Annotated in this window: 22 protein-coding genes; 12 read left to right on the plus strand and 10 right to left on the minus strand. The window is 65.2% G+C overall.

The features are described from left to right. Window positions 1–9: 9 nt before the first annotated feature. On the minus strand, window positions 10–702 hold the full coding sequence (locus AC1DFR_RS00935; RefSeq protein WP_476872492.1) for a histidine phosphatase family protein: 693 nt from the start codon (window positions 700–702) through the stop codon (window positions 10–12). A gap of 479 nt (window positions 703–1181) precedes the next feature. Beyond that, complete coding sequence (locus tag AC1DFR_RS00940) at window positions 1182–2342, minus strand: hypothetical protein (protein ID WP_476872493.1); 1161 nt, start codon at window positions 2340–2342, stop codon at window positions 1182–1184. A gap of 208 nt (window positions 2343–2550) precedes the next feature. Here AC1DFR_RS00940 and AC1DFR_RS00945 point away from each other — a divergent pair, with 208 nt between their 5' ends. Both AC1DFR_RS00945 and AC1DFR_RS00950 read left to right on the plus strand, forming a co-directional pair. After that, the gene (locus AC1DFR_RS00945; protein WP_476872494.1) at window positions 2551–2883 is read left to right on the plus strand and encodes a DUF1648 domain-containing protein; all 333 of its coding nucleotides are present in this window, start codon (window positions 2551–2553) and stop codon (window positions 2881–2883) included. Window positions 2884–2925: 42 nt separating this feature from the next. After that, window positions 2926–3198 carry a DUF5808 domain-containing protein gene (locus AC1DFR_RS00950; protein ID WP_476872495.1) on the plus strand — a complete coding sequence of 91 codons (273 nt, stop codon included), beginning with the start codon at window positions 2926–2928 and terminating at the stop codon, window positions 3196–3198. A 25-nt stretch (window positions 3199–3223) separates the two neighbouring features. Here the strand turns inward: AC1DFR_RS00950 and AC1DFR_RS00955 are convergent, their stop codons facing one another. Further along, window positions 3224–3814, minus strand: coding sequence for a dihydrofolate reductase family protein (locus tag AC1DFR_RS00955; RefSeq protein WP_476872496.1), 591 nt, complete (start codon window positions 3812–3814; stop codon window positions 3224–3226). 77 nt (window positions 3815–3891) lie between these two features. Beyond that, on the minus strand, window positions 3892–4335 hold the full coding sequence (locus tag AC1DFR_RS00960) for a VOC family protein (protein ID WP_476850875.1): 444 nt from the start codon (window positions 4333–4335) through the stop codon (window positions 3892–3894). A gap of 214 nt (window positions 4336–4549) precedes the next feature. On the opposite strand from AC1DFR_RS00960, the gene AC1DFR_RS00965 reads away from it, so the two are divergent. Further along, window positions 4550–6481 (plus strand): glycoside hydrolase family 15 protein, encoded by a 1932-nt coding sequence (locus AC1DFR_RS00965; protein WP_476872497.1) that lies wholly within the window; start codon window positions 4550–4552, stop codon window positions 6479–6481. Window positions 6482–6628: 147 nt separating this feature from the next. Beyond that, entirely contained in the window at window positions 6629–7066 is a 438-nt protein-coding gene (locus tag AC1DFR_RS00970) for a DUF5956 family protein (protein ID WP_476872498.1), read from the plus strand. 224 nt (window positions 7067–7290) lie between these two features. Here the strand turns inward: AC1DFR_RS00970 and AC1DFR_RS00975 are convergent, their stop codons facing one another. After that, on the minus strand, window positions 7291–7860 hold the full coding sequence (locus tag AC1DFR_RS00975) for a hypothetical protein (protein WP_476872499.1): 570 nt from the start codon (window positions 7858–7860) through the stop codon (window positions 7291–7293). A gap of 329 nt (window positions 7861–8189) precedes the next feature. Between AC1DFR_RS00975 and AC1DFR_RS00980 the strand changes: the two genes are divergently transcribed. The 4 genes from AC1DFR_RS00980 (at window position 8190) to AC1DFR_RS00995 (ending at window position 11116) form a co-directional block, all read left to right on the plus strand. Then, window positions 8190–8648 carry a T6SS immunity protein Tdi1 domain-containing protein gene (locus AC1DFR_RS00980; protein WP_476872500.1) on the plus strand — a complete coding sequence of 153 codons (459 nt, stop codon included), beginning with the start codon at window positions 8190–8192 and terminating at the stop codon, window positions 8646–8648. 262 nt (window positions 8649–8910) lie between these two features. Beyond that, on the plus strand, window positions 8911–9225 hold the full coding sequence (locus tag AC1DFR_RS00985; RefSeq protein WP_476872501.1) for a hypothetical protein: 315 nt from the start codon (window positions 8911–8913) through the stop codon (window positions 9223–9225). A gap of 182 nt (window positions 9226–9407) precedes the next feature. After that, window positions 9408–9533, plus strand: coding sequence for a hypothetical protein (locus AC1DFR_RS00990; RefSeq protein WP_476870821.1), 126 nt, complete (start codon window positions 9408–9410; stop codon window positions 9531–9533). A 485-nt stretch (window positions 9534–10018) separates the two neighbouring features. After that, window positions 10019–11116: an AAA family ATPase gene (locus tag AC1DFR_RS00995; RefSeq protein ID WP_476872649.1), complete on the plus strand. Its 1098-nt coding sequence runs from the start codon at window positions 10019–10021 to the stop codon at window positions 11114–11116. Window positions 11117–11367: 251 nt separating this feature from the next. Here the strand turns inward: AC1DFR_RS00995 and AC1DFR_RS01000 are convergent, their stop codons facing one another. After that, entirely contained in the window at window positions 11368–12654 is a 1287-nt protein-coding gene (locus AC1DFR_RS01000) for an FAD-dependent oxidoreductase (protein ID WP_476872502.1), read from the minus strand. Further along, window positions 12647–13972 (minus strand): MFS transporter, encoded by a 1326-nt coding sequence (locus AC1DFR_RS01005; RefSeq protein ID WP_476872503.1) that lies wholly within the window; start codon window positions 13970–13972, stop codon window positions 12647–12649. Before AC1DFR_RS01005 ends, AC1DFR_RS01000 begins: the two co-directional genes overlap by 8 nt. 49 nt (window positions 13973–14021) lie before the next feature. On the opposite strand from AC1DFR_RS01005, the gene AC1DFR_RS01010 reads away from it, so the two are divergent. From AC1DFR_RS01010 to AC1DFR_RS01025, 4 genes are all read left to right on the plus strand, one after another. Further along, window positions 14022–14843, plus strand: a complete 822-nt coding sequence (locus AC1DFR_RS01010) for an IclR family transcriptional regulator (protein ID WP_476872504.1) — start codon at window positions 14022–14024, stop codon at window positions 14841–14843. 119 nt (window positions 14844–14962) lie between these two features. Further along, a complete protein-coding gene (locus tag AC1DFR_RS01015; protein ID WP_476872505.1) occupies window positions 14963–16093 on the plus strand; it encodes a cupin domain-containing protein in 1131 nt (376 codons plus the stop codon). Then, window positions 16093–16929, plus strand: coding sequence for a fumarylacetoacetate hydrolase family protein (locus AC1DFR_RS01020; RefSeq protein ID WP_476858537.1), 837 nt, complete (start codon window positions 16093–16095; stop codon window positions 16927–16929). Before AC1DFR_RS01015 ends, AC1DFR_RS01020 begins: the two co-directional genes overlap by 1 nt. Beyond that, window positions 16929–17687 carry a maleylpyruvate isomerase family mycothiol-dependent enzyme gene (locus AC1DFR_RS01025; protein ID WP_476872506.1) on the plus strand — a complete coding sequence of 253 codons (759 nt, stop codon included), beginning with the start codon at window positions 16929–16931 and terminating at the stop codon, window positions 17685–17687. Before AC1DFR_RS01020 ends, AC1DFR_RS01025 begins: the two co-directional genes overlap by 1 nt. A gap of 85 nt (window positions 17688–17772) precedes the next feature. Here the strand turns inward: AC1DFR_RS01025 and AC1DFR_RS01030 are convergent, their stop codons facing one another. The 3 genes from AC1DFR_RS01030 to AC1DFR_RS01040 all read right to left on the minus strand — a co-directional run bounded on the left by AC1DFR_RS01030 (window position 17773) and on the right by AC1DFR_RS01040 (window position 20444). Beyond that, the gene (locus tag AC1DFR_RS01030) at window positions 17773–19236 is read right to left on the minus strand and encodes an MFS transporter (protein ID WP_476872507.1); all 1464 of its coding nucleotides are present in this window, start codon (window positions 19234–19236) and stop codon (window positions 17773–17775) included. 84 nt (window positions 19237–19320) lie between these two features. Next, window positions 19321–19794, minus strand: a complete 474-nt coding sequence (locus AC1DFR_RS01035; protein WP_476850889.1) for a MarR family winged helix-turn-helix transcriptional regulator — start codon at window positions 19792–19794, stop codon at window positions 19321–19323. Between the two features lie 35 nt (window positions 19795–19829). Further along, complete coding sequence (locus AC1DFR_RS01040; RefSeq protein WP_476872508.1) at window positions 19830–20444, minus strand: TetR/AcrR family transcriptional regulator; 615 nt, start codon at window positions 20442–20444, stop codon at window positions 19830–19832. Window positions 20445–20462: the final 18 nt, after the last annotated feature.

The raw sequence follows: 20462 nt of genomic DNA on the forward strand, positions 1-20462 counted from the left end.
ACATGAGGTTCATGGCGCCTTTTGCCCTGCACCGCCGCCCACCGGCGCATCGCCAGAGTGGATGCCGTTCGACAGCCACGACAGGTCACCCGCGTCGGTGTTGGTCGCGTAGACGCTCGGCCGACTAGCGCCGTAGCGCACGATCGATACGGAGGCGGGGCCTACGTTAATACGCTGGAACAGGTCAAGGTGCATGCCGAGCGCGTCGGCGAGGATTGACTTGATGATGTCACCGTGACTCACCGCCACCCACACGGCCCCTGGCCCGTACTCGGCTTCGAAGGCTGCATCGTGGCGTCGAATCGCTGCCACCGACCGAGCCTGCATCGCGGCCATGGATTCACCGCCGGGAAAGACGACGGCGGACGGTTGCGACTGCACAACCGGCCAGAAATCCTCGGTCGCGAGATCACTGAGCGTGCGGCCCTGCCACTGGCCGTAATCGCACTCGGTGAGATCGAGATCGACCGGCGCGTACGGCGTGCCAGCCTGGCGATCGAGGATGAGCTGGGCGGTCTGCTGACAACGCTCAAGAGGGCTCGACACCACCCCGACTACGGGCACGGCCGCGAGCCGGTCTCCGGTCAGAGCCGCCTGGTCGCGCCCGATCTGGTCCAGGCTGACGCCGACGGCCCGACCGGCCAGCAGTCCAGTGGCATTGGCTGTGGTGCGGCCGTGCCGCACGAGAATAACTGTCGCCATTCACCCAGCCTAACCACCCGGTCGATGGCGGTGTGAACCGTACCGGGTCGCGCCTTACGTCCGCGACGCAGGAGCGGGTCATAAAGCGTGGGGGAGCCCTTCAAACACGCCGGCACGCTCAAAGCCGCCCAGACGGACTCGGCACGGATCAACCAGCTCATGGCCGGCGCAGCAAAACCGGAAGAACCGGCACAGCCAGACCCCCGGCCGAAACCGACCCCCGCATGGAGGACGTCCTGTACCCGCTCCGCGCCGGATCCAGTAGTTCCCGCCCTCTCAGAGCGGTTGCGTCAAGTAATTCTGGCCCCGGTAGGACGGTTATCGCTGGCCCCACTTCGTGCATGGAAAGACAGTTCCGGCAACGTCAAGTAGCGCGGTCAGATGGTTCGCGGTTCGACGGGGATGCTTCGTTGTCCGGACAGAATGCCGATCGTCAAATTTTGATGAGAAGCAGTCCTGGGACCATGGTGGCGCTTTGGTCAGGCCCACTTGGACAGGAGGGCCGCATTGGCTTCTCGCAGGAAGATTAGATCCTCTTGTGGTGGGGCTTGCGGAGGGGCTGCCCACCACTCGGTGAGGTTGTCCGCAGTCACTAGCCTCCGCCCAGCATCGAGAGGAGTTACACGCCAGCGGTCGGTGGGCTGGAGGTCTGGGTGGTCGGGTCCGAGGACCTGAATCGCGAAGATGCCGGGCACGGAGCTCTTCACGAATCCGTGGTCGGCGCTGAGCTCCAGGTCTCCGGGGCCGGGGACGAGTATCGCGTGGTGACCGCGGATGTAATTGTCCGGTAGGTCGGGGCCCGGGGTTGCCCTTTGGAGCATCACACTCCCCGGGGTGACTAGTCCGAAGATGATTGGGGACATTTGGGCGTAGTCGTACAGAGAGGCCGAGTCGGCGAGGAGCCGCATCAGGGACGCCCCGGCGTCGTCCTTGCCCTTCTTGATCTCGGTGCCGGCGAGGATCCAACCTTCACCGGTGAACCGGACGTACCAGTCCCCGTTGACTGTGGGGAAGATCAGGTCCGCCCATCCGATGTCCTCGCAGCAGCGGGTCAAGACGCCGGCGACCTGGTGTGGTTCGCATTGGGTCATCGTGAAGTGGATTCCCGCGAGGATCGGTGCGGTCGCGTTGGCTGCTGCCCAGCCGGCGATCTGGTCAACAATGTTCTGGAAGGCGGGGCTGTCCACGGCCCATCGGTCCAGGTTCTTCTTCACGGGTCGAAAGAAGAGGGGCGTCTCGTTGTTGTCCAAGGCTGCGTCGACGGAGCAGATCGCGGCGCAGTACGCGTAGCGCCCTGTGCGGGGTCTGGGGCCGGGACGGTCGGCGCATGCCGTGATGGTTCCGGTGAATCCGAGGGGCGCGATTGCGTCGGCGATCATGGTCGCAATCTCTACGGCGTGTTTGGGCGTCATAACGGGGTGCACGTAGATTGCCGTCCCCTTGCTCACTTCAACCGCATGGAACCGTTGATCGAGGTGCTCCGGCATTCTGATTCCGGTGATAGCGCCGTCGATGTCATCAGCTGATGGCTGGTCCGATCCGCCGTCAGGCTTGCAGAGGAATCCCTGGGTGAACAGTGCGTCGGTGTTCACCCTGCGGATCTTGACCTCGTCGATGGTGATGCCTGTGCGATCACCCATTGAGAGCCCTCTTCAAGCTGTGTAGGCGCAGTAATCCTCGGAGACCTTGGCCCCGCTCGCGACCGAGGTGAGCTGCCTGGCTAGACCTAGATCAGGATTCTGTTCACGGGCGGCATTTTCTCAAGAAGTTATGGGCCAAGGCAACACAGTGGACACCGGCCTGAGGCCAGATCCTCCGCGGTTTCCCTGGCTCTGGCCGGCCCCTGCAGTGATCGTCATCGTCGGCACGGTCATAACAGGCGTGATCAGCTACCCGTCGGTGCCCGACGCGCTCGCGGTCCACCAGGGCGCGAACGGCGCGCCCAACCGGCTGGCAGCCAAGTCGGTGGGCTCCGCGTTCTCTCAGGTGTTCGTGCAACCCGGTGTGACCGGGTTGCTAGTGGGTCTCGCGGCGGCCACCTTCCACAGCCGGCCCGACCTCGACCCGGCGCGCCCGCTGGCCTCGGCGCGCTGGTACCGGCAGTACATGTCGCTGGGCGTCAAAGCGCTCTTCGGGCTGGTCGCGATGATCGACGTGGGGATGCTGGGCTCGTCGCCTTGATGTGGACCGGGACGGTCACGCCGTGGGCAGTGGGCGGGACTGGTGGTCGCGCTCCCGATCCCGGCCGCCGTCGTGGTTGCCGTCGTGGTCCTGGCCAGGAACAACCGCGAGCGCGATGAGGGTGAGAAGGACACAGTGCTGACCCACCGGGACGACGACAAGTACTGGCACGGTGGCCTGGTCTATATCAACCGCGAAGACCATGCGCTGATGGTTCCGCGACGGTTCGGACTGGGGTGGACGCTCAACTTCGGCAATCCAAGGTCAGCGATGCTTCTGGACGGCGCCGCGGGCGCCCCAGCGTCCGGCGAGTGACCTCCGAGAACCAAGGGTCAGCCTGTCAGCGGATTACCCGATAGCGCACGTGCGTGACGAGGCGGGAACCGCTCACGTCCGTGGGCTCAAGCTTGAGGTCCGTCACGCCGTCCAGCAACCGCTCGCCCGCTCCCAAAACTATGGGCGCAATGTGGAACCGCAGCTCGTCGATCAGCCCCGCCGAAAGGAATTGTCGGGCGGTCTGCGCTCCTCCGGCTATGGCCACGTCCTTACTGCCAGCGGCCTTCCGCGCCTGGGCCAACGCCGATTCGATCCCATCGGCCACGAAGTTGAACGTTGTGCCGCCCTCCATCTCCAAGGGCTCACGGGGGTGATGGGTGAGAACGAACACAGGTGCGTGATAGGGCGGTTCCTCACCCCACCATCCCCGCCACTGCTCATCCCATGCCCCGGGACCGGCGTACATGTTCCGGCCCATGATGTAGGCGCCGGCGGCGAGGATGCCGTCGAGCTCCGCAGCGTTGGACTCGGCTTCTTCGAACATCCACCTGTGGAGGAGTTCTCCGCCCCGGCCCAAAGGCTCCGTCATGCTTTGGTTTGGGCCCGCAACGAATCCGTCGAGGGAAATAGTCAGATCGCATGTGACTCTGCTCATGCGCCCATCATGCCAGCACTCGGCGGGGCCCTGACATATCAAGGCGCAGGCGTGCTAGCGGGTTTGGAGTTGGCGAATCAGCCGATCCGCTCGGCCAGGGACACGATAATCCCCTCCGGACCGCGCACATAGGCCATGCGCCAGATGTGCTCGTACTGGCCGATGTCGCCGACCAGCCCGTAGCCGTCCGCGGCCAGCCGGTCGACGACCGCCTGGAGGTCGTCGACCTCGAAGGCCACGTTGCGCAGCCCCAACTCATTGGCCATCGCCGCGGGCGATCCAGGCTGGTGGTCGGGCCGGACAAAGCTCGAAAGCTCCAGCCGGGTACCTCCGTCGGGCGGCCGGAGCATGACGATCTCCGTACGGGAGTCGGGGATGCCGATCACCGTGTCGAGGAACTCGCCCTCGACGAACATCGGCGCGCCCTCGACCTCGAGGCCCAGCCCGACGAAGAACGCCGTCACCTCTTTGAGATCGGCAACGGTGATACCAACATGATCGAAACGCCGTACCTGTGACATGAGATCAATCCTCCGTTGTTCATCTTGTCGATCCATCGGAATTGCTGAGCCGACGGGGATTCTCAGCACAATCATCGGCGAAATCCTTCAGAGCCGCATCGCCGTCGTCCTCTGCGATGAAGCACTGACCGTTGATGAAGCACTGACCGTTGGGGAGGAAGCCGTCCAGGTAGCCGGGGTCCCGTTTCCACCCTGAGGGGAACATACTGGGGTGGTGAGCATCGACGCCCGGTCACGGGCGGAGGGGAGGCGGCGGCCCGGGGCCGGCACGAGCCCGTATCCGCCGATCGCCGACTATGGGTTTTTGTCTGACTGTGAGGCCAACTGCTTGATTGCATCGAGCGGGCAGGTCGAGTGGATGTGCGTGCCGCGTCACGACTCACCGAGTGTGTTCTCCACTATCCTCGACCGCGCCGCGGGTGGCTTCAAGGTGGCACCCTACGGCGTCCGGGAGCCCACTGCGCGCCGCTATCTCCCCGGCAGCTTGATCTTGGAGACCACCTGGCAGACCAGGACGGGCTGGCTGATCGTGAGGGATGCCCTGGTGATGGGTCCGTGGCACCACACCGACGAGAGGGCCGGCCGGTACCGCCGCCCGCCGACGAACTACGAGGCCGAGCATTGCCTGCTGCGCACCGTACGGTGCGTCAACGGTGCGGTTGAGCTGTCCGTGCTGTGCGAGCCGGTCTTCGGCTACGGCCAGCGCCGGGCACGGTGGGAGTTCTCCAGCCCCGCATACGGAGAGGCCGTGACCGTCAGCGGCGATGAGGGGGATCCGGTGCTGCATCTGACTACCGACCGCCGGCTGGGCATCGAGGACTCCATCGCGGTCATTCGCAGCCGGATGACCGAGGGCGAGCAGGCCTTTATCGCGCTCTCCTGGGGGTCGCTGCCCCCGCCGCGGACGTGGGAAGAAGCCACACGCAAGCAGTGGCAGACCACTGAATTCTGGAGGCAATGGATCACCGGGGGCGAGTTCCCGGACCACCCGTGGCGGGAGCAGCTGCAGCGCAGCGCGCTGACGTTGAAGGGCCTCACCTACGCGCCGACTGGAGCTCTGGTCGCGGCGCCCACCACCTCGCTGCCCGAGACACCCGGGGGAGAGCGGAACTGGGACTACCGGTACACATGGGTGCGCGATTCCACGTTCGCGCTCTGGGCCCTCTACACCCTCGGCCTGGACCGGGAAGCCGACGACTTCTTCGCTTTCATCCGCGACGTCGCCGCCGAGGACGACCTGCAGATCATGTACGGCATCGACGGCGAAAGGGACCTTCCCGAGGTTACTGTCGAGGGACTCGGCGGCTACGACGGCGCCCGCCCCGTCCGGATCGGCAACGCTGCCGCCCACCAGCGCCAGCTCGACGTCTGGGGCATGATGCTGGACTCCGTCTACCTCCACGCCAAATCCCGTGACCAGCTTCCCGAGCCGCTCTGGCCCGTCCTGCTCCGCCAGGTCGAGCAAGCCGCCGCCCACTGGCGGGACCCCGACCACGGGATCTGGGAGGTCCGTGGCGAACCGAAGCACTTCACCTCCTCAAAGCTCATGTGCTGGGTCGCCCTGGATCGTGGTGCCCGGCTGGCGCGCCTGCACGGTCAGGCTGATTACGCCCGAAAGTGGGACGCCATCGCCACGGAGATTCATGAGGACATCTGCCGCAATGGTGTCGACGACCGAGGCGTGTTCGTCCAGTCCTACGGCACAACGAACCTCGATGCCTCGCTTCTCCTTGTTCCGCTTGTCCGATTCTTGCCCGTCAACGATCCTCGCGTGCGCGCCACGGTCGTGGCCATCGCCGATGAACTCACCCGGGACGGACTCGTCCTGCGCTACCGTCCCGAGCAGACCGACGACGGTCTCACCGGCGACGAAGGGACCTTCACGACCTGCTCGTTCTGGCTCGTCTCGGCCCTTGTCGAGATCGGGGAGGTGGTTCGCGCCAAGGCACTGTGCGAACGTCTGCTGTCCCTTGCCAGCCCCTTGGGCCTCTACGCTGAGGAGCTGGATCCGGTGAGCGGCCGTCACCTCGGCAACTTCCCACAGGCGTTCACCCACTTGGCCCTCATCAACGCGCTCGTGCACCTCATCCGCGCCGAAGAAACCAACCGCGCGGCGCAGTTCGCCCCGGCCCACCGCACGCCCTGAGACGCAGACGAAGGTCAAGGTACGGATTGCAACGACGGGCTCAAGCTTCCACGGGAAGCCGCCCTGACGCGGGTCCCGGAACCGGATGTTCTGCCCCGCCGCAGCCGTGCGGAGACGTGACCCATTCGGAGAGGCAAGGAGCAGCCCATGTGGAGTGACGTGCAGGAATCCKAGCCCTCAGCTTCCTGGCTGGACCTGCCCGAGAATGGCTGGGGGGCGCTCATCGGCTGGGCAGCCGGCCTGGACAACTTACGCCGCCGCCCGTCCTCGGACGCCGGCAGGACAATCACCGGTTACACCGAGCGCGGGGGTAAGCAACAACCCTTCGAGGAACCGTTCACAGCTGCCGACCGGCTGGGAATCGACGATGACATCGACCGGTACCTCCGGGATGCCGGCCTCCCGCCGCGGCCGAGGGGCTACGTCTGGATGATCCGTGTCCCGGAAGGGCACGCATCATCCGAGGCCTTCTTGGCTGAGGTAGACACCGCAATCCTTCGAACCGCCGAAGGCTCTGTCAATCCGGAGCAGCTGCGGCCGATCGTCGCGGCTATTCTCCGCGATTTCTATGCGAAGGACATTTGATCAATCAATACGGAGACCTGAGAACGGGTGGTGGGGGAGCTGGGCTGACAGGACCGGGAGCGATCTAGGGGAGTTCGCCCGGTCGTGAATCCGGCAGCCCAATGGTAGCCGTGCAGGGAGCCTCCCGTGGATTCGGCGCCTATCCGGCAGCTCATTTGTCGCCGTCGGGGGCGTGCAGGGAAGCGGACCGCCCCGGGACGTCCGTAATGATCTCAAAACAGTGGTTACTCAGCTTGGAAGCTGAGCGTATTTATCCCGCTCGTCCAGGTCAAAGTGTCCTGCGTATAGGTCATTGAAATGGGACGTTTCAATAATTCATGAATCCAAGCTTGATGGTCACCGGAAGTACCGATGCAGCCGCTGGCGCCAGTGGCGATTTTTCCGAGGGTCATGATGTTTCCAGCAATTGTGGCTGGCCCGCTGATGGGGGAGCAGTCTGTTTTCATGGCCAGCTGCAGGGTACCTTCGACGGAGCTCAGTCGCACCTTGATGGTCCCGGCGGCCGCCCAGGGTAGAGCCATACCGTTTGATGTTGCGGCGACGCTGCTGTAGGTGGAGCAAGGCGCGGTAGGCAGGAAAGCTGCACACGTTTCCTGCGGCGGGCCGGAGGTGGCCGGGACGGGGCTGTTACCCACGGAGCTGGTCAGGGCACCCGGTGATGTTGCTGCGATTCCGGAAGTGGTGGGCGTGGAGGCTGCTGATCCCGGCACCCCTGATGGGGTGGCTGCGCATGATGTCATGAGCAATGCCGCCAGAACCGAAATTCCTATTCGAAGGCGCCAGGCGCGATCCATTGTTCCCCCTTGAGAATGAACGCTGAACCCGAGCATAGGCTCCCAAACCTAGGTTGTCTTTGGCTTCTGCTGATGAATTTGACGGTCAAGATTCACGCCCATACCCCAGTCAAGGGACAAGAAATTGACATGGCGTTTCCCGAGGCGGCCCAGACGCCCGAAACGGAGGCTGACGGGGTGGCCATTTTCTTGCCATGAACCCTGGTCCGTCCTTACATACCGCCTACTGGCATCTCTGCGATCAAGTTCGGGCGTATTTGATATGGAATAGCGCCCAACTTCTGGGAATTTCGCACGTGGGCCGCGAGTCTCTCCGCTAATGTCACGTTATGCAACATCTTCGTCGATTCCCGCCGGCTCTCTATGCCGAGGCTCTCGAGTCCTGGACGTTCCTCGATCTTGCCGACAAGCGTCCGCTTTTCACTTCGCCGTTCGGTGACGTGTTCTTGCAGACGGAGAGCGGATTCTGGTTCCTCGACGTCATTGCCGGTGAACTTACTCGGCTGTGGTCGAGCGAGGGTGATCTGATCGCGGTACTGAACTCTCGCGAGGGGCAAGCCGAGTACCACATGGTCGGTTTGGCCGACCAGGCAGAGAACGCGGGCCTCCAACCGGGCGAGGCCGAAATCTACGGTTTTCGCATACCACCAGTTCTCGGAGGTCCAACCGAACTTAGCAACGTCGAGTTAGGCGAATTTGTCGTGACCCTGAACATTGCTGGCCAGATTCACGATCAGGTCCGAAGTCTTCCCCCCGGAACACCGATCAGCGGAATATCCCTGGCCTAAAGGCGATGTACGAAGACGCATTGGCTGCGTGGTCCGAATGGTCGGGGGAGAGGGGGGCTGCCTGATGCATCTGATGAGATGCAGACTACAAGCGGGAAAGTACCTTACCGGTCTGAGTCCAGTTCGTCGGAGTTGGGTGGCTAGATCAGTCGGATGTTAGCGGCGAGAGGTCATGGGAATCCCATGCGGGCTGTTTCATGCCTTCCCCTGCCTAGCAGCGACAGGTACGCTCACGGTGAGAAACACTGGGGGAAAATTCCGCATGGACGTTGAGGGCACCGGCAAGGCTAGGTCCAGCAAGGCGACGTGGCAGTCCGTCTACTCCATGCTCGGGCCCTTGAAAATCGCCAATCTCACGATGCTGGTAGCCATCATCTTGGCCGTCGTGTTCCAACCCAAAGCTAATGATCCGAGCACCTACTGGGCAGCAGCTATGGTGGCCTTCGTTATGCTTGTGGCCGGCTTTTTCCTGGTTCGGGGAGGGCTCCGGTTGAAGCGCGTCCGGACATCCGCCGCGGAGGACCGGCGGCGTATCGCGGCGGGTCTTCCCCTGGACCCAGAAGACCCCGAAGACTAAATAGGCAGGGGCAGATAAGCCGCCCCCGGGGGAGAACCATATTCGTCGAACTCTGCCCCCGGTTCCGCCGATCGATTGCCCCTACGTCCCGAGGCCAGGACCCGTTCAACTTCGAGGTCGGCCAGATCGAAGACGCCTTGCAGCTCTGCCCGGGTGAACGCCAGATTCAGGATCGAGCGCTCATGGGCGAAGAACCCGTCGGCATCATCGACGGTCCAGTTCTAGCTGCACGGTACCTCGAACCAGTTGACCTTTACACGCCCGGGCTGTTGCCCGGCGCGGCGCCGGACGGGCCCGGATGCCTGTAACGGCGAGGACTTCGGCGTCCAGTCAGTCGAAACCGGGGAGTGCGTATCACCGGGTCCTAATCTGCAGATTCTGCACTTGGATTGATTCAACTTGACATAATGTTGATTATCGGCACTTAAAGGAGGATCGGAAAGTGGGGGTCATCTGGTTAGCCAGCGAAGGTGTCTGGGTCGTCCACAGTGGATAGGTCCGGCCGCGGATGAGCGCCCCGGCCAGTACCCAGACTGTGGACACAAAGCGCTGGGCGAACCGAACGTCGTATCTGTCAGCTTGCCTGGCCGCAGCCTGACTGCTGCAGTCTCAGGTGGTCAGAACCGAGACTGCATAGGACGCATGGTCGACTTGTTTTTCGTACAGGGATGGCCCGACGCTGCATATTCGCCCTGCAGGAGCTCCTGAGACTTTGCGGGATATGGCGCCTGATAGTGTGATATCGGTTTCACCACTTTCACCACTTTCACCTACTTTCACCCTGGAGGTCCCGGTGCGGAACCCGTTCAAGCCCACCGCAGGAGCCACACCGCCGGACTTGATTGGGCGGGCCGGGCTCTTGGATGAATTCGAGTACGGCCTGCAGCAAGGCTCGGGAGCACCCGGGCTTTTGACCATCATCACCGGATCCAGAGGCATCGGCAAGACAGTCATGCTGAGCGCCGCGGAACGGATCGCAGGGACTCACGGCTGGGCGGTTATCTCCCGAACAGCAAACCCCGGTTTCCTCGCCGGAATCGGCGACGACATGCTCCGGCTTGTCGAGGAGCTCGGAGACGGGCCCCCAACACGGAAAATCACAGCATTCTCGGCGGCAGGGTTCGGACTAACAACGCAACTCCCCCAGGAACGGAGTGCCGACTGGCGACGGACCGGGAACGACCTTCTGCGGCTGTTGGACGCAAAAGGTACAGGACTCGTTATCACCATCGACGAGATACATGCGGTCGACCGCACAGAAATATCCCAACTGGCCGCTGAAGTGCAGCATTTCATCCGCGACGGACTGCCCATCGGCCTCATCTTCGCCGGCCTGCCATCCGCCGTCTCCGACCTCCTAAATGAAGGAGTGGCGACCTTCCTGCGACGCGCCGACAGGATCAATCTCCACGAGGCAGCCATCGCCGAAGTCACCGCATCCTACAGCGAGCTCTTCAGCGAGGGAGGAATGGGCGTCTCCCCCGGCCTCGTCAGTGAAGCCGCGGAGGCTACCGAGGGCTACCCCTTCCTTATTCAGCTTGTGGGCTACTACCTCTGGCTGGAGGCGGGAAAGGCCAACTGGAAACTGGATGAGAGCAGCGTGCAGAGCGCCATCACCGCCGCTCAAAGACGAAACACATTAGTAGTCGTCGAGTCAGCACTATCGGATATCTCGGACAAGGACCGCGAGTTCCTCGACGCCATGGCCCTTCAGGATGGAGCATCGGCAGCGGGCCTGATCGGAAACATCATGACGGCCAAGCCCAACGTGGTGTCCAAGTACCGAAAGAGACTCATCGCCGCGGGACTGATCGAGTCAGCCGGCTACGGCAGGGTGGACTTCGCAATCCCCGGACTCCGCCAATACCTCCGCGAAACAGCGTCGGCCTGAAGCAGTGACATAACGTCAGCGGAGCTCCTCGACCAGCCCGATGATGATTCCGGCGGGGCCGCGGACGTAGCCCAGCTTAGGGGACCGGGAATTCTTGCCGTTGACGAACACCGTGCGTCGACAACATCCAGGAATCGGCGGAAAGTCCGCACTGGATCATGACCGAAGAAGCTCCGGGCCGGCTCCTTGAAGAAGCCGGCCCGGAGCTCGTAACGGGTCACCCAACGACGGCCCGTCGCCCGGAGCCCGGATTAGGCGGAAATCTTGTCCGCCATGCCGGATTGTGCCGCGCGGGCCGCCGGCACGCCGTCGCCGTCCTGGCCGTACAGCCAGTCGTTGTACCGGAAATCGTTGTCCATCCGGCTCTTGAAGAGCAGGTTGCGCAGCGTCCGGGCCAGCCCGGAGACGTGCCAGGATTCGCCCCAGACGCGGGCGCTGCGCTGGACCCTGGCGGTGCGGCCGGCGCGGAGGTTGTTGAATTCCTTGATCGCGCCGTCCCAGGCCGCGGGGTTGACGCCGTCGGCGGTGAACACGGTGCCGTTGGTGACGTCCTGCAGCACTGCCGCGTCCTCGAGCGCCTGGCAGGCGCCCTGGGCCAGGTACTGCAGCATCGGGTGCGCGGCGTCGCCCATCAGCACCATGCGGCCGGCCACCCAGTTTTCGATCGGATCGCGGTCGTACATGGGCCAGCGCATGCTGGTGCCCAGGTTTTTCAGCGCAGCCTGGACAGCGGGGACGCAGTCCTTGTACGCGGCCTCGAGCTCGTCGACTCCCCCGTACTGCTCCTCGCCGCGCTCAAAGGAGGCGGACTTGAAGACGGCCACGGTGTTCAGCAGCTCGCCCTTGCGTAGCGGGTACTGCACGAGGTGGCAGTCCGGTCCGAGGTAGACAATGACGTCCTCGAGGTCCGCCTTGGGTGTGTGTTCGGTAATCGGCACGGTGCCGCGGTAGGCGACGTAGGCCGAGGGGACCGGCTCGTCGCCGGCAACGAGCGGGCGCAGGGTGGACTTGAGCCCGTCGGCGCCGATGACGACGTCGGCCTCGTAGTCCACGCCGGCGGCCGTGTGGGCCACTCCCCTGCCGTTCACGGTCTCCACGCTCTCGACCATGACATCGTTGACCAGTTTCACGCCCGCCGCTTCGCAGCCCTCGAGCAGGACCCGGTGCAGGTCGCTGCGGTGGATCACCACGTAGGGCGCACCGTAGCGTTCCTCGAATTCCCCGCCGAGGCTCTGGCGCGTGAGCTCCTCGCCGGTGACGGCGTCGCGGAAGACCAGGTGCTTGGGCTGGACGCCAATCTCCAAGGCCTTGTCCAGCAGGCCCCAGCGTTTCAGGACACGGGAGGCGTTGGGCGCCATCTGCAGCCCAGCGCCGACCTCGCCGAATTCGGGCGCCCGCTCCACGAGGGTGACGTCGGCGCCGCTTTCCCGCAGCGCGAGGGCTCCGGCCAATCCGGCCATTCCCCCTCCGATGACGAGGACATCGGTGGACCGGCCGTCGGTGGACAGGAAACTGGTGGACGGGACGTGCTCAGACATTGCTTGCTCCTGTTAGTGAAGGGGAGGTTGAGAGTTTTGATTTGAGTTTGAGCCCGACGGCGGCCAGCAGGACCGCTGCTATCGCGGCTGCACCGGCGAAGGCCAGGAAATTGGAATTGACGCCCAGACCGGCAGCCAGCAGGAGGCCACCGATCTGGGGTGCGGCGACGGCGCCGATGCGGCCGGTCCCCAGTGCCCAGCCCAGCGCGGTCCCGCGCAGGTGCCCGGGATAGTGGCTCGCGACGGCGGCGATGATGAGGCACTGCGTGCCGTGGGTGCCGACGCCGGCGAGGACCAGCATGAGGTACACGACGGTGACCGGCGGTCCCGCAACCAGGACCACGAGAGCGCCGGCGGCGACGGCGGCCGCGGCGATCGCCGTCGGAATCGGACCGAAGCGGGTCCCGGCCCAGGCCGTGATCACCGAGCCGGCCACCGCACCCAGGTTGAGGGCCAGGGCGAAGGTCAGGGCGGAGCCCAGGTTGTAGCCGGCCAGCTGCATGAGGTTGGGCAGCCAGGTTCCCAGCCCGTACCAGGCGAACAGGGTAGCGATCGTCGCGAGGGCGAACAGCAGGCTCACCCCCAGGTAAGGGGCGCGGAGCAGGGACTTGAAGCCGATCGGCTCTTTGAGGTTGCGAGTTCCCCTGTCCGCGGCACTGACCGGGGCCAGCGTCTCGGGCAGGTATTTCAGTCCGAGAGGCACCACGATCATCAGTGCGAGCACGGCCACGAGGAACATGGACTCCCAGCCGAAGGCAGGGATCAGCTGGATGCCGACGAGGGCGGCGATGGACCCGCCGATCGGGACGCCGGACATCATCAGGGTGGCGATGGTGGACCGCCACTTAGTGGGGACCAGTTCGGCAACGAGGGCGTTCGCCGAGGGCACCAGGCCACCGAGCCCGATGCCCGCCAAGAGCCGCAGCCCCCCGAAGGCGGCCGCATTGGGGGCGAAGGCGCAGAGGATGGTGAAAATCGAAAAGACGATGGCGCAACCCAGGATGGTGCGGCGGCGGCCCCACGAGTCGGCCATCCGGCCGGCGAAGATCGCCCCGATCATCATGCCGACGAAAGCCATGGAACCAATGGTCCCGGCGGTGGCCTTGGTCAGCCCCCATCCGGTCTCGGAGATCAGGGAGGACTGGACCGTGCCGTAGACGATCAGGTCGTAGCCATCGAAGACCACCAACAGCCAGCAGACCAGGACGGCGGCTGCCGAGCCTTTGGAGAACCGTGATGCGGGCCCACCAACGGTTAAGGGGGCAGGGGCCCCCGGCGAAGACCGTTGCGGCACTGCAACAGATTGTGTGTGATTCATGCCACTCACTGTCCTAGCCGCCGCAGGTGAACCACAATACAATTCTGATGTGCAGAACAACCCATCCGCCAGAGCGGCCCGCAAGCCCGTCCAGAAACGGCCCACCTATTCCATCGAGGCGGTGGACAACGCGCTGCAGCTCCTCCAGCTGCTCCGCGACGGCGGAGCACTCCGGCTCAAGGACGCCGCCGAGGAGCTGGGCGTGGCGCCGTCCACCGCCCACCGCCTGCTGGCGATGTTGGTCTACCGGGGATTCGCCGTGCAGGATGAAACGCGCCGCTATGTCCCCGGCCCGGCAATGGGCGTCGGGCCGGCCGGCCTGAGCTGGACCCGGCTGCTCCGATCCCTGGCCCAGCCGCACATGGAGCTTCTCTCTGCACGGCTCAACGAGACGGTGAACCTCATGGTGCGGGTGGGGACGAAAGTGCGCTTCCTGGCGACGGTGGAAGGGAGCAATGTGCTGCGGGTTGGTGACCGGCAGGGGACGGTGATGGCCGCCAACAAAACGTCCGGAGGCAAGGCCATGCTCGCCGAACTGGAACCGCCGATGATCGATCAGCTCTTTCGCAGCAACAATGCCGAAATTGGCGGGGACACCATTGCGGCCGCGGAGTACCCGGCGTTCCTGCGTGAGCTTGAATCCGTCCGCAGTAACGGATTCGCGGCCAATTTTGAAGGCACGGAAGAGGGCGTGAGCGCGCTCGGGATGGCCCTGCACAACCGGCACGGGCACGTGGTCGGCGCACTCAGCGTCGCCACCCCCGCGACCCGCTTCCGCCGCGTGTTTGACGCCGGGCTGGTCCCCGCCCTGCGGGAAACCTGCCGGCAGCTGGAGATCGACATCGCGGCCAACCCGGCCGAGCCGGACTGAGCGCCGCGGGAGCCCGGTTCCGGGAATTCTGACCAGCAGAATATGTTGGGGGTCACACACCGGCATCCGTAGAGTCGAACTACGCCAACGAACTGTTCTGACCTACCGAGGAGGCCCACGTGTCCATCAGCGCCGAGAACACGACTCACGAATCAGTGGCCGCGGGGCACACTGCTCCGGAGCCGACGCCCGAAGAAGCTGCCCAGCTCAAGGAGCTGTACCGGGATTTTGACCGCGAAAACCTGATCCCGCTGTGGACCGAGATCGCAGACCTCATGCCGATGGTCCCGACCCCCAGGGCGGTCCCCCACGTCTGGCGGTGGAGCGACCTGTACCCGCTGGCTGCCCGTGCCGGCGATCTGGTCCCGGTGGGCCGGGGCGGGGAACGCCGGGCCATCGCCCTGGCCAATCCCGGCCTGGCCGGGACGCCGTACGCCACCCCCACGCTGTGGGCAGCCATCCAGTACCTCGGCGCCCGCGAAACGGCGCCCGAGCACCGGCACTCGCAGAACGCCTTCCGCTTCGTCGTCGAGGGCGAAGGGGTCTGGACTGTGGTGAACGGGGACCCGGTGCGGATGTCCCGCGGCGACTTCCTGCTGACCCCGGGCTGGAACTTCCACGGGCACCACAACGACACCGATGAGCCGATGGCCTGGATCGACGGCCTGGACATCCCGTTCGTGCACTACGCTGACGCCGGCTTCTTCGAATTCGGCACCGAGCGCGTCACCGACGAGGCCACCCCGGACATCTCCCGCTCCGAGCGGCTCTGGGCGCACCCGGGCTTGCGCCCGCTGTCGGGCCTGGATGACACCACGAGCTCCCCCATCGCGGCCTACCGCTGGGAACACACGGACCGTGCCCTGTCCGAGCAGCTGCTGCTCGAGGACGAGGGCCATCCGGCCACTGTGTCCCAGGGCCACGCCGCCGTCCGCTACACCAACCCCACCACCGGCGGGGACGTGATGCCGACCATCCGCGCCGAATTCCACCGGCTCCGCGCCGGGGCCAGCACCGAAGCGGTCCGCGAGGTGGGCTCCAGCGTCTGGCAGGTCTTTGAAGGCTCGGGCTCGGTGGTCCTCAACGGCGAAACCCGGACCCTGGCCAAGGGCGACCTCTTCGTGGTCCCGTCCTGGCAGGAATGGTCGCTGCAGGCCGGAACCCAGTTTGATCTGTTCCGCTTCAGTGACGCCCCCATTTTTGAACGGCTGAACTTCAACCGCACCTACATCGAAGGACGCAACAAGTAATGAGACTCCTCACCCTCCGCACCTCTGTTGGAGACAAAACAGTTAATAAGGCTGTCCGCCAGGACGGCGACACCCTGACCGAGATCGACGGCTTCGCCGACGTCGGAGAACTGCTCCGCACCCAGGACTGGGAAGCAACCGCTAAGGCGGCGGCCGGCGCCACGCACCCTCTCGAGGGCGCCGACCTGGACGCCGTCGTGCCCTCCCCCGGCAAGATCATCTGCGTGGGCCACAACTACCGCAACCACATCAAGGAAATGGGCCGGGAAGTCCCCGAGTTCCCCACCCTGTTCGCCAAGTACCAGGAATCCCTGATCGGCCCCAACGATGACCTGGCGCTGCCGCAGGAATCCGACGCCGTCGACTGGGAAGCCGAACTCGCCGTCGTGATCGGCAAAAAGGGCCGCCGGATCAGCGAAGCCGACGCCGCGGACCACATCGCCGGCTACGCCGTCCTGAACGACGTGTCCATGCGCGACTACCAGTTCCGCACCATCCAGTGGCTGCAGGGCAAGACCTGGGAGAAGTCCACCCCGTTCGGCCCCGCCCTGGTCACCAAGGACGAGTTCACCGCCGGGCCGCTGATGACCTCCGCGGTCGACGGCGAAGTCCAGCAGAGTACCCCGACCGGTGACCTCGTGTTCACCCCGGAGTTCCTGGTGTCCTACATTTCCACGATCATCACGCTGAACCCGGGCGACGTGATCGCAACCGGCACCCCGGGCGGCGTGGGCCACGCCCAGGACCCGAAGCGCTACCTGCAGGAAGGCCAGATCCTGGTCACCACCATCGAGGGACTGGGCCAGCTGAAGAACCGCGTCATCAAGGAAGCCTGATGGTTGCCCGCCAGGACCAGACGACGGACCCAGAACTGCTCGCGGCGCTGCTGCAGGCACGGCGCGGCACGGCGTTCTTCGCCCGCAAGCTCAACGAGCTCTCCGACGCGGAACTCGACGGCGACTCGCTGCTGCCGGGCTGGACCCGCCGCCACATCACCGCGCACATCGGCTACAACGCCCGGGCCATCGCCCGGCTCATCGAATGGGCTGCCACCGGGGTGGAGACCCCGATGTACCCGTCCACGGAGGTCCGGGACCACGAGATCGACTTCGGCGCCACGCTGAGCCCGATCGCGCTCCGGCACCTCTTCGACCACTCCGCCGTGCACCTGAACGTCGAATGGCGCGACCTGCCTGGGGACGCCTGGCACCACAAGGCCCGCACCATCCAGGGCCGGGAAGTGCCCGCCACGGAAACGGTGTGGATGCGCAGCCGCGAAGTCTGGATGCACGCCGTCGACCTCGCCAACGGCGCGAGCTTCGCCGACATCCCGGCGCCGGTGCTCGAACGGCTGCTGACGGACATTACCGGCGCCTGGACCACCCGCGGCACCGATCAAGGCCTCGTCGTCACGGTCACAGACCGCGGTCTGACCTTCGGGGACACGGCGTCGGCGACCCCCACCGTGGTCTCCGGACCGCTGGCCGCCGTCGTCGAATGGGCCGCCGGACGCGGCAATGGCGGCGTCACCGCCACCGGGCCCGGCACTGAAGCGAACGACGGGACGGTTCCAGCCGCCCCGAAGTGGATTTGAGCACTGGCTAAACGGCAGTAAAACGGTCGTAAAAGCGGAAGGCCCCCTCGCCGAGGGGGCCTTCCGCTTTTCGTGCCTGGTTGGCTCAGCCCAGGTGCACGACTGGAGTGTCGCCAGCTGATCCGGTGAACGTCTCGCGGTCGATGTTGATGAGCAGGAGCGCTACCGGGGCAATCAGGATCGCGACGCCTGCGGCCCAGAGGAACACCATGGCATAGCCTGCAGAGAGGGCCGATAGCGTCGCGCCACCGGCCGTGGCTGCTGCGGCGATGGTGCCGAACAGGGCGATGCCGAGGGAGCCGCCGATCTGCTGCGAGGCGTTGACCAACGCACTGGCCACACCGGAGTCATCCTTGTCCACGCCGAACAGGGCGAGGTTCTGCATGGGCACGAACACCATGCCCAGCCCGATGCCAAGCAGAAGCAGGGCGGGAAGCATGTTGACGAAGTAGCTGCCCTGGGCGCTGACCTGTGTGAGCCACAGCATCGCAGCCGCCATGAAGACCGGCCCCGCGGCCGTCGGGATTTTGGCCCCCAGTTTCGGCAGGTTCTTCGCGACGAGCGCTGCCGTGATGATTACCGCAACGGTCATCGGCAGCGAAGCCAGCCCGGCGAGGAACGGAGCGAAGCCCAGCACGATCTGGATGTAGAAGTTGATGAACAGGATGCCGCCAATGAGGACAGCGCCGGAAAGGAACGACGCCAGGAAGGCGGCCGCGCGGTTTCGTTCGGTGGCCACGCGCAGCGGCAGGAGCGGATGCCTGACTTTCGTCTCGACCAGGACGAAGAGTGCCAGGAGAACTGCGCCGCCGGCAATGAAGCCCCAGGCTTCGGGGGCACCCCAGCTGTGCTCGGCGTTGGTGAAGCCGTAGACAAGGGATCCCGGGCCGAGGGCTGCCAGAATGACCCCGGGCCAGTCGTACTTGGTGGACCCCTGGGCCTTGCTTTCACTGACCAGGGACCACACGCCGAAGAGGGCGATGGCGGCAATCGGCACATTCACGAAGAAGCACCAGCGCCAGCTCACGTGTTCGGTCAAAAACCCGCCCAGCAGGACACCGGCGGCCGCGCCGACGCCGGTAATGGAACCGAAAATCGCGAACGCCGTGCCGCGGTCCCTTCCGCCAGGGAAGGCGACGGTCAGGAGCGCCAAGGCTGCCGGGGCGAGCAGCGCAGCGAACACGCCCTGCAGCCCGCGGGCGCCGATCAGCTCCCAGGGCTGCTGCGCGATGCCGCCGACCAGGGACGCGGCGGCGAAGCCGACGGCGGCCACAAGGAACGTCCGCTTGCGGCCCCAGAAGTCTGCGATGCGTCCGCCGAGCAGCAGGAAGGCACCGAAGGCCAGCGCGTAGGCCGTGACCACCCAGGAGCGGGTCGAGTCGCTGATCCCCATCTCGAGCTGGAGGCGCGGAAGCGCCAGATTCACGATCGTGCCGTCCAGCACCACCATGAACTGCGCGAGGGCGAGGAACACCAGCGCCCACCAGCGGTTCCCTGGCCTGCTCCCCCGCCGGACGACTGCCTCTCCCAACTGCGTTGCCATACCCATGTCCCATCCTCCAAAGTAGTAATACTTATAAAAGTATAACTAGCAGGGGCGACGCGTCATGACCGTGGCAGGGGGTGATGTGGGTTACTCGGGTTCGGAGAGTATCGAGGCGAGGCGCTGCAGGGCCGGGAGGCTGGCGGCAATTTGCTCGCGCTCTTCAGGCAGCAGCCGGGAACTGGCCGACTCCAGCGCCTCCGCCCAGGCGCCCTCGAGGAGCGCCTTGATCCGCTGGGATTCGGCCGTGGGGTGGAGGGCGACGTAGCGCTTGTCCGCGGCGTCGCGGATCCGGGTGACGAGGCCGGCGGCGACCAGCTCACGCAGCTGGACGCTGACATTGCTGAACTGCCGGCCCAGACGGGAAGCGACTTCCGCGACGGTGATGCCCGGGTGGCTCTCGATGACGCGGAGGATTTCCAGGACGCCGTTGGACAGCGGCCGGACGCCGGTGTCATTGTGCGACTTCCGCCGGACGTCGGCGGAAATGTCGATCACGGCGACGGCCAGGGCCCGGTGGTCGACGGCCTCGTCCAGCACTTCGCCTGCGCCAATACTTTCCATTCCATAAGCATAGGCGTCCGTCTGCGAGGGCAGGCTTAGCCTTCGTCGCAGAGCAGGTGATACCAGTTATCGGCGAGTACCTCGAGGGCGTGTTCCCGGTTCGGTTCAAACTTCCGTCGGGTCCAGAGCGTGGCCACGTAGTCGAGCGAGGTGAAGGCAAGGGTGCCGCGAATGTGGTGCGTCTCCTCCGGGAAGCGCCCTGCCAGCTCCATTCCGCGCACGAGGTCCGAGATGACCTCCTCATGCCATCCCTCGACCAAGGCGCGCACTTCGCGATCGTTGGCGGCGGCCTCCTCGAGCACGTCGAGATACGGGCGGAAGACCGGCCAGAGCGCCGCCCGCGACTCCAGCCAGGCCAGGATGCCCGCCAGCTCGCCCGCACGCACGACGTCGACGAGCTCGGCCGCGGTCGATCCCCGTTCGGGGCCGGCCGCGCGGTCCAGTACGGCATTGACGCGGGCCATGAAGTCCCGCATCAGGTCGCTGCGCGTGGGGTAATAGGCGTAAAAAGTCACCCGGGTGGTACCGGCCGCAGCGGCGATCTCATCGATCGTCGTCGCGGCGTACCCCTTCTCGGTGAAGAGCTCCAGCGCCCGCTCGACGATCACGTCGCGGGTCAGCTGCTTCTGGGCTTCTCGCAACGACGACATGGATCAATCCTAACGGTG

The sequence above is a fragment of the Arthrobacter sp. 05T410 genome, assembly GCF_056396505.1.

Coding starts and splice junctions, on each gene's coding strand:
- AC1DFR_RS00935 (WP_476872492.1), bottom strand. CDS start 702: ATGGCGACAGTTATTCTCGTGCGGCACGGCCGCACCACAGCCAATGCC.
- AC1DFR_RS00940 (WP_476872493.1), bottom strand. CDS start 2,342: ATGGGTGATCGCACAGGCATCACCATCGACGAGGTCAAGATCCGCAGG.
- AC1DFR_RS00955 (WP_476872496.1), bottom strand. CDS start 3,814: ATGAGCAGAGTCACATGCGATCTGACTATTTCCCTCGACGGATTCGTT.
- AC1DFR_RS00960 (WP_476850875.1), bottom strand. CDS start 4,335: ATGTCACAGGTACGGCGTTTCGATCATGTTGGTATCACCGTTGCCGAT.
- AC1DFR_RS00975 (WP_476872499.1), bottom strand. CDS start 7,860: ATGGATCGCGCCTGGCGCCTTCGAATAGGAATTTCGGTTCTGGCGGCA.
- AC1DFR_RS00980 (WP_476872500.1), top strand. CDS start 8,190: ATGCAACATCTTCGTCGATTCCCGCCGGCTCTCTATGCCGAGGCTCTC.
- AC1DFR_RS00985 (WP_476872501.1), top strand. CDS start 8,911: ATGGACGTTGAGGGCACCGGCAAGGCTAGGTCCAGCAAGGCGACGTGG.
- AC1DFR_RS00990 (WP_476870821.1), top strand. CDS start 9,408: ATGGGCGAAGAACCCGTCGGCATCATCGACGGTCCAGTTCTAGCTGCA.
- AC1DFR_RS01000 (WP_476872502.1), bottom strand. CDS start 12,654: ATGTCTGAGCACGTCCCGTCCACCAGTTTCCTGTCCACCGACGGCCGG.
- AC1DFR_RS01005 (WP_476872503.1), bottom strand. CDS start 13,972: ATGAATCACACACAATCTGTTGCAGTGCCGCAACGGTCTTCGCCGGGG.
- AC1DFR_RS01020 (WP_476858537.1), top strand. CDS start 16,093: ATGAGACTCCTCACCCTCCGCACCTCTGTTGGAGACAAAACAGTTAAT.
- AC1DFR_RS01025 (WP_476872506.1), top strand. CDS start 16,929: ATGGTTGCCCGCCAGGACCAGACGACGGACCCAGAACTGCTCGCGGCG.
- AC1DFR_RS01030 (WP_476872507.1), bottom strand. CDS start 19,236: ATGGGTATGGCAACGCAGTTGGGAGAGGCAGTCGTCCGGCGGGGGAGC.
- AC1DFR_RS01035 (WP_476850889.1), bottom strand. CDS start 19,794: ATGGAAAGTATTGGCGCAGGCGAAGTGCTGGACGAGGCCGTCGACCAC.
- AC1DFR_RS01040 (WP_476872508.1), bottom strand. CDS start 20,444: ATGTCGTCGTTGCGAGAAGCCCAGAAGCAGCTGACCCGCGACGTGATC.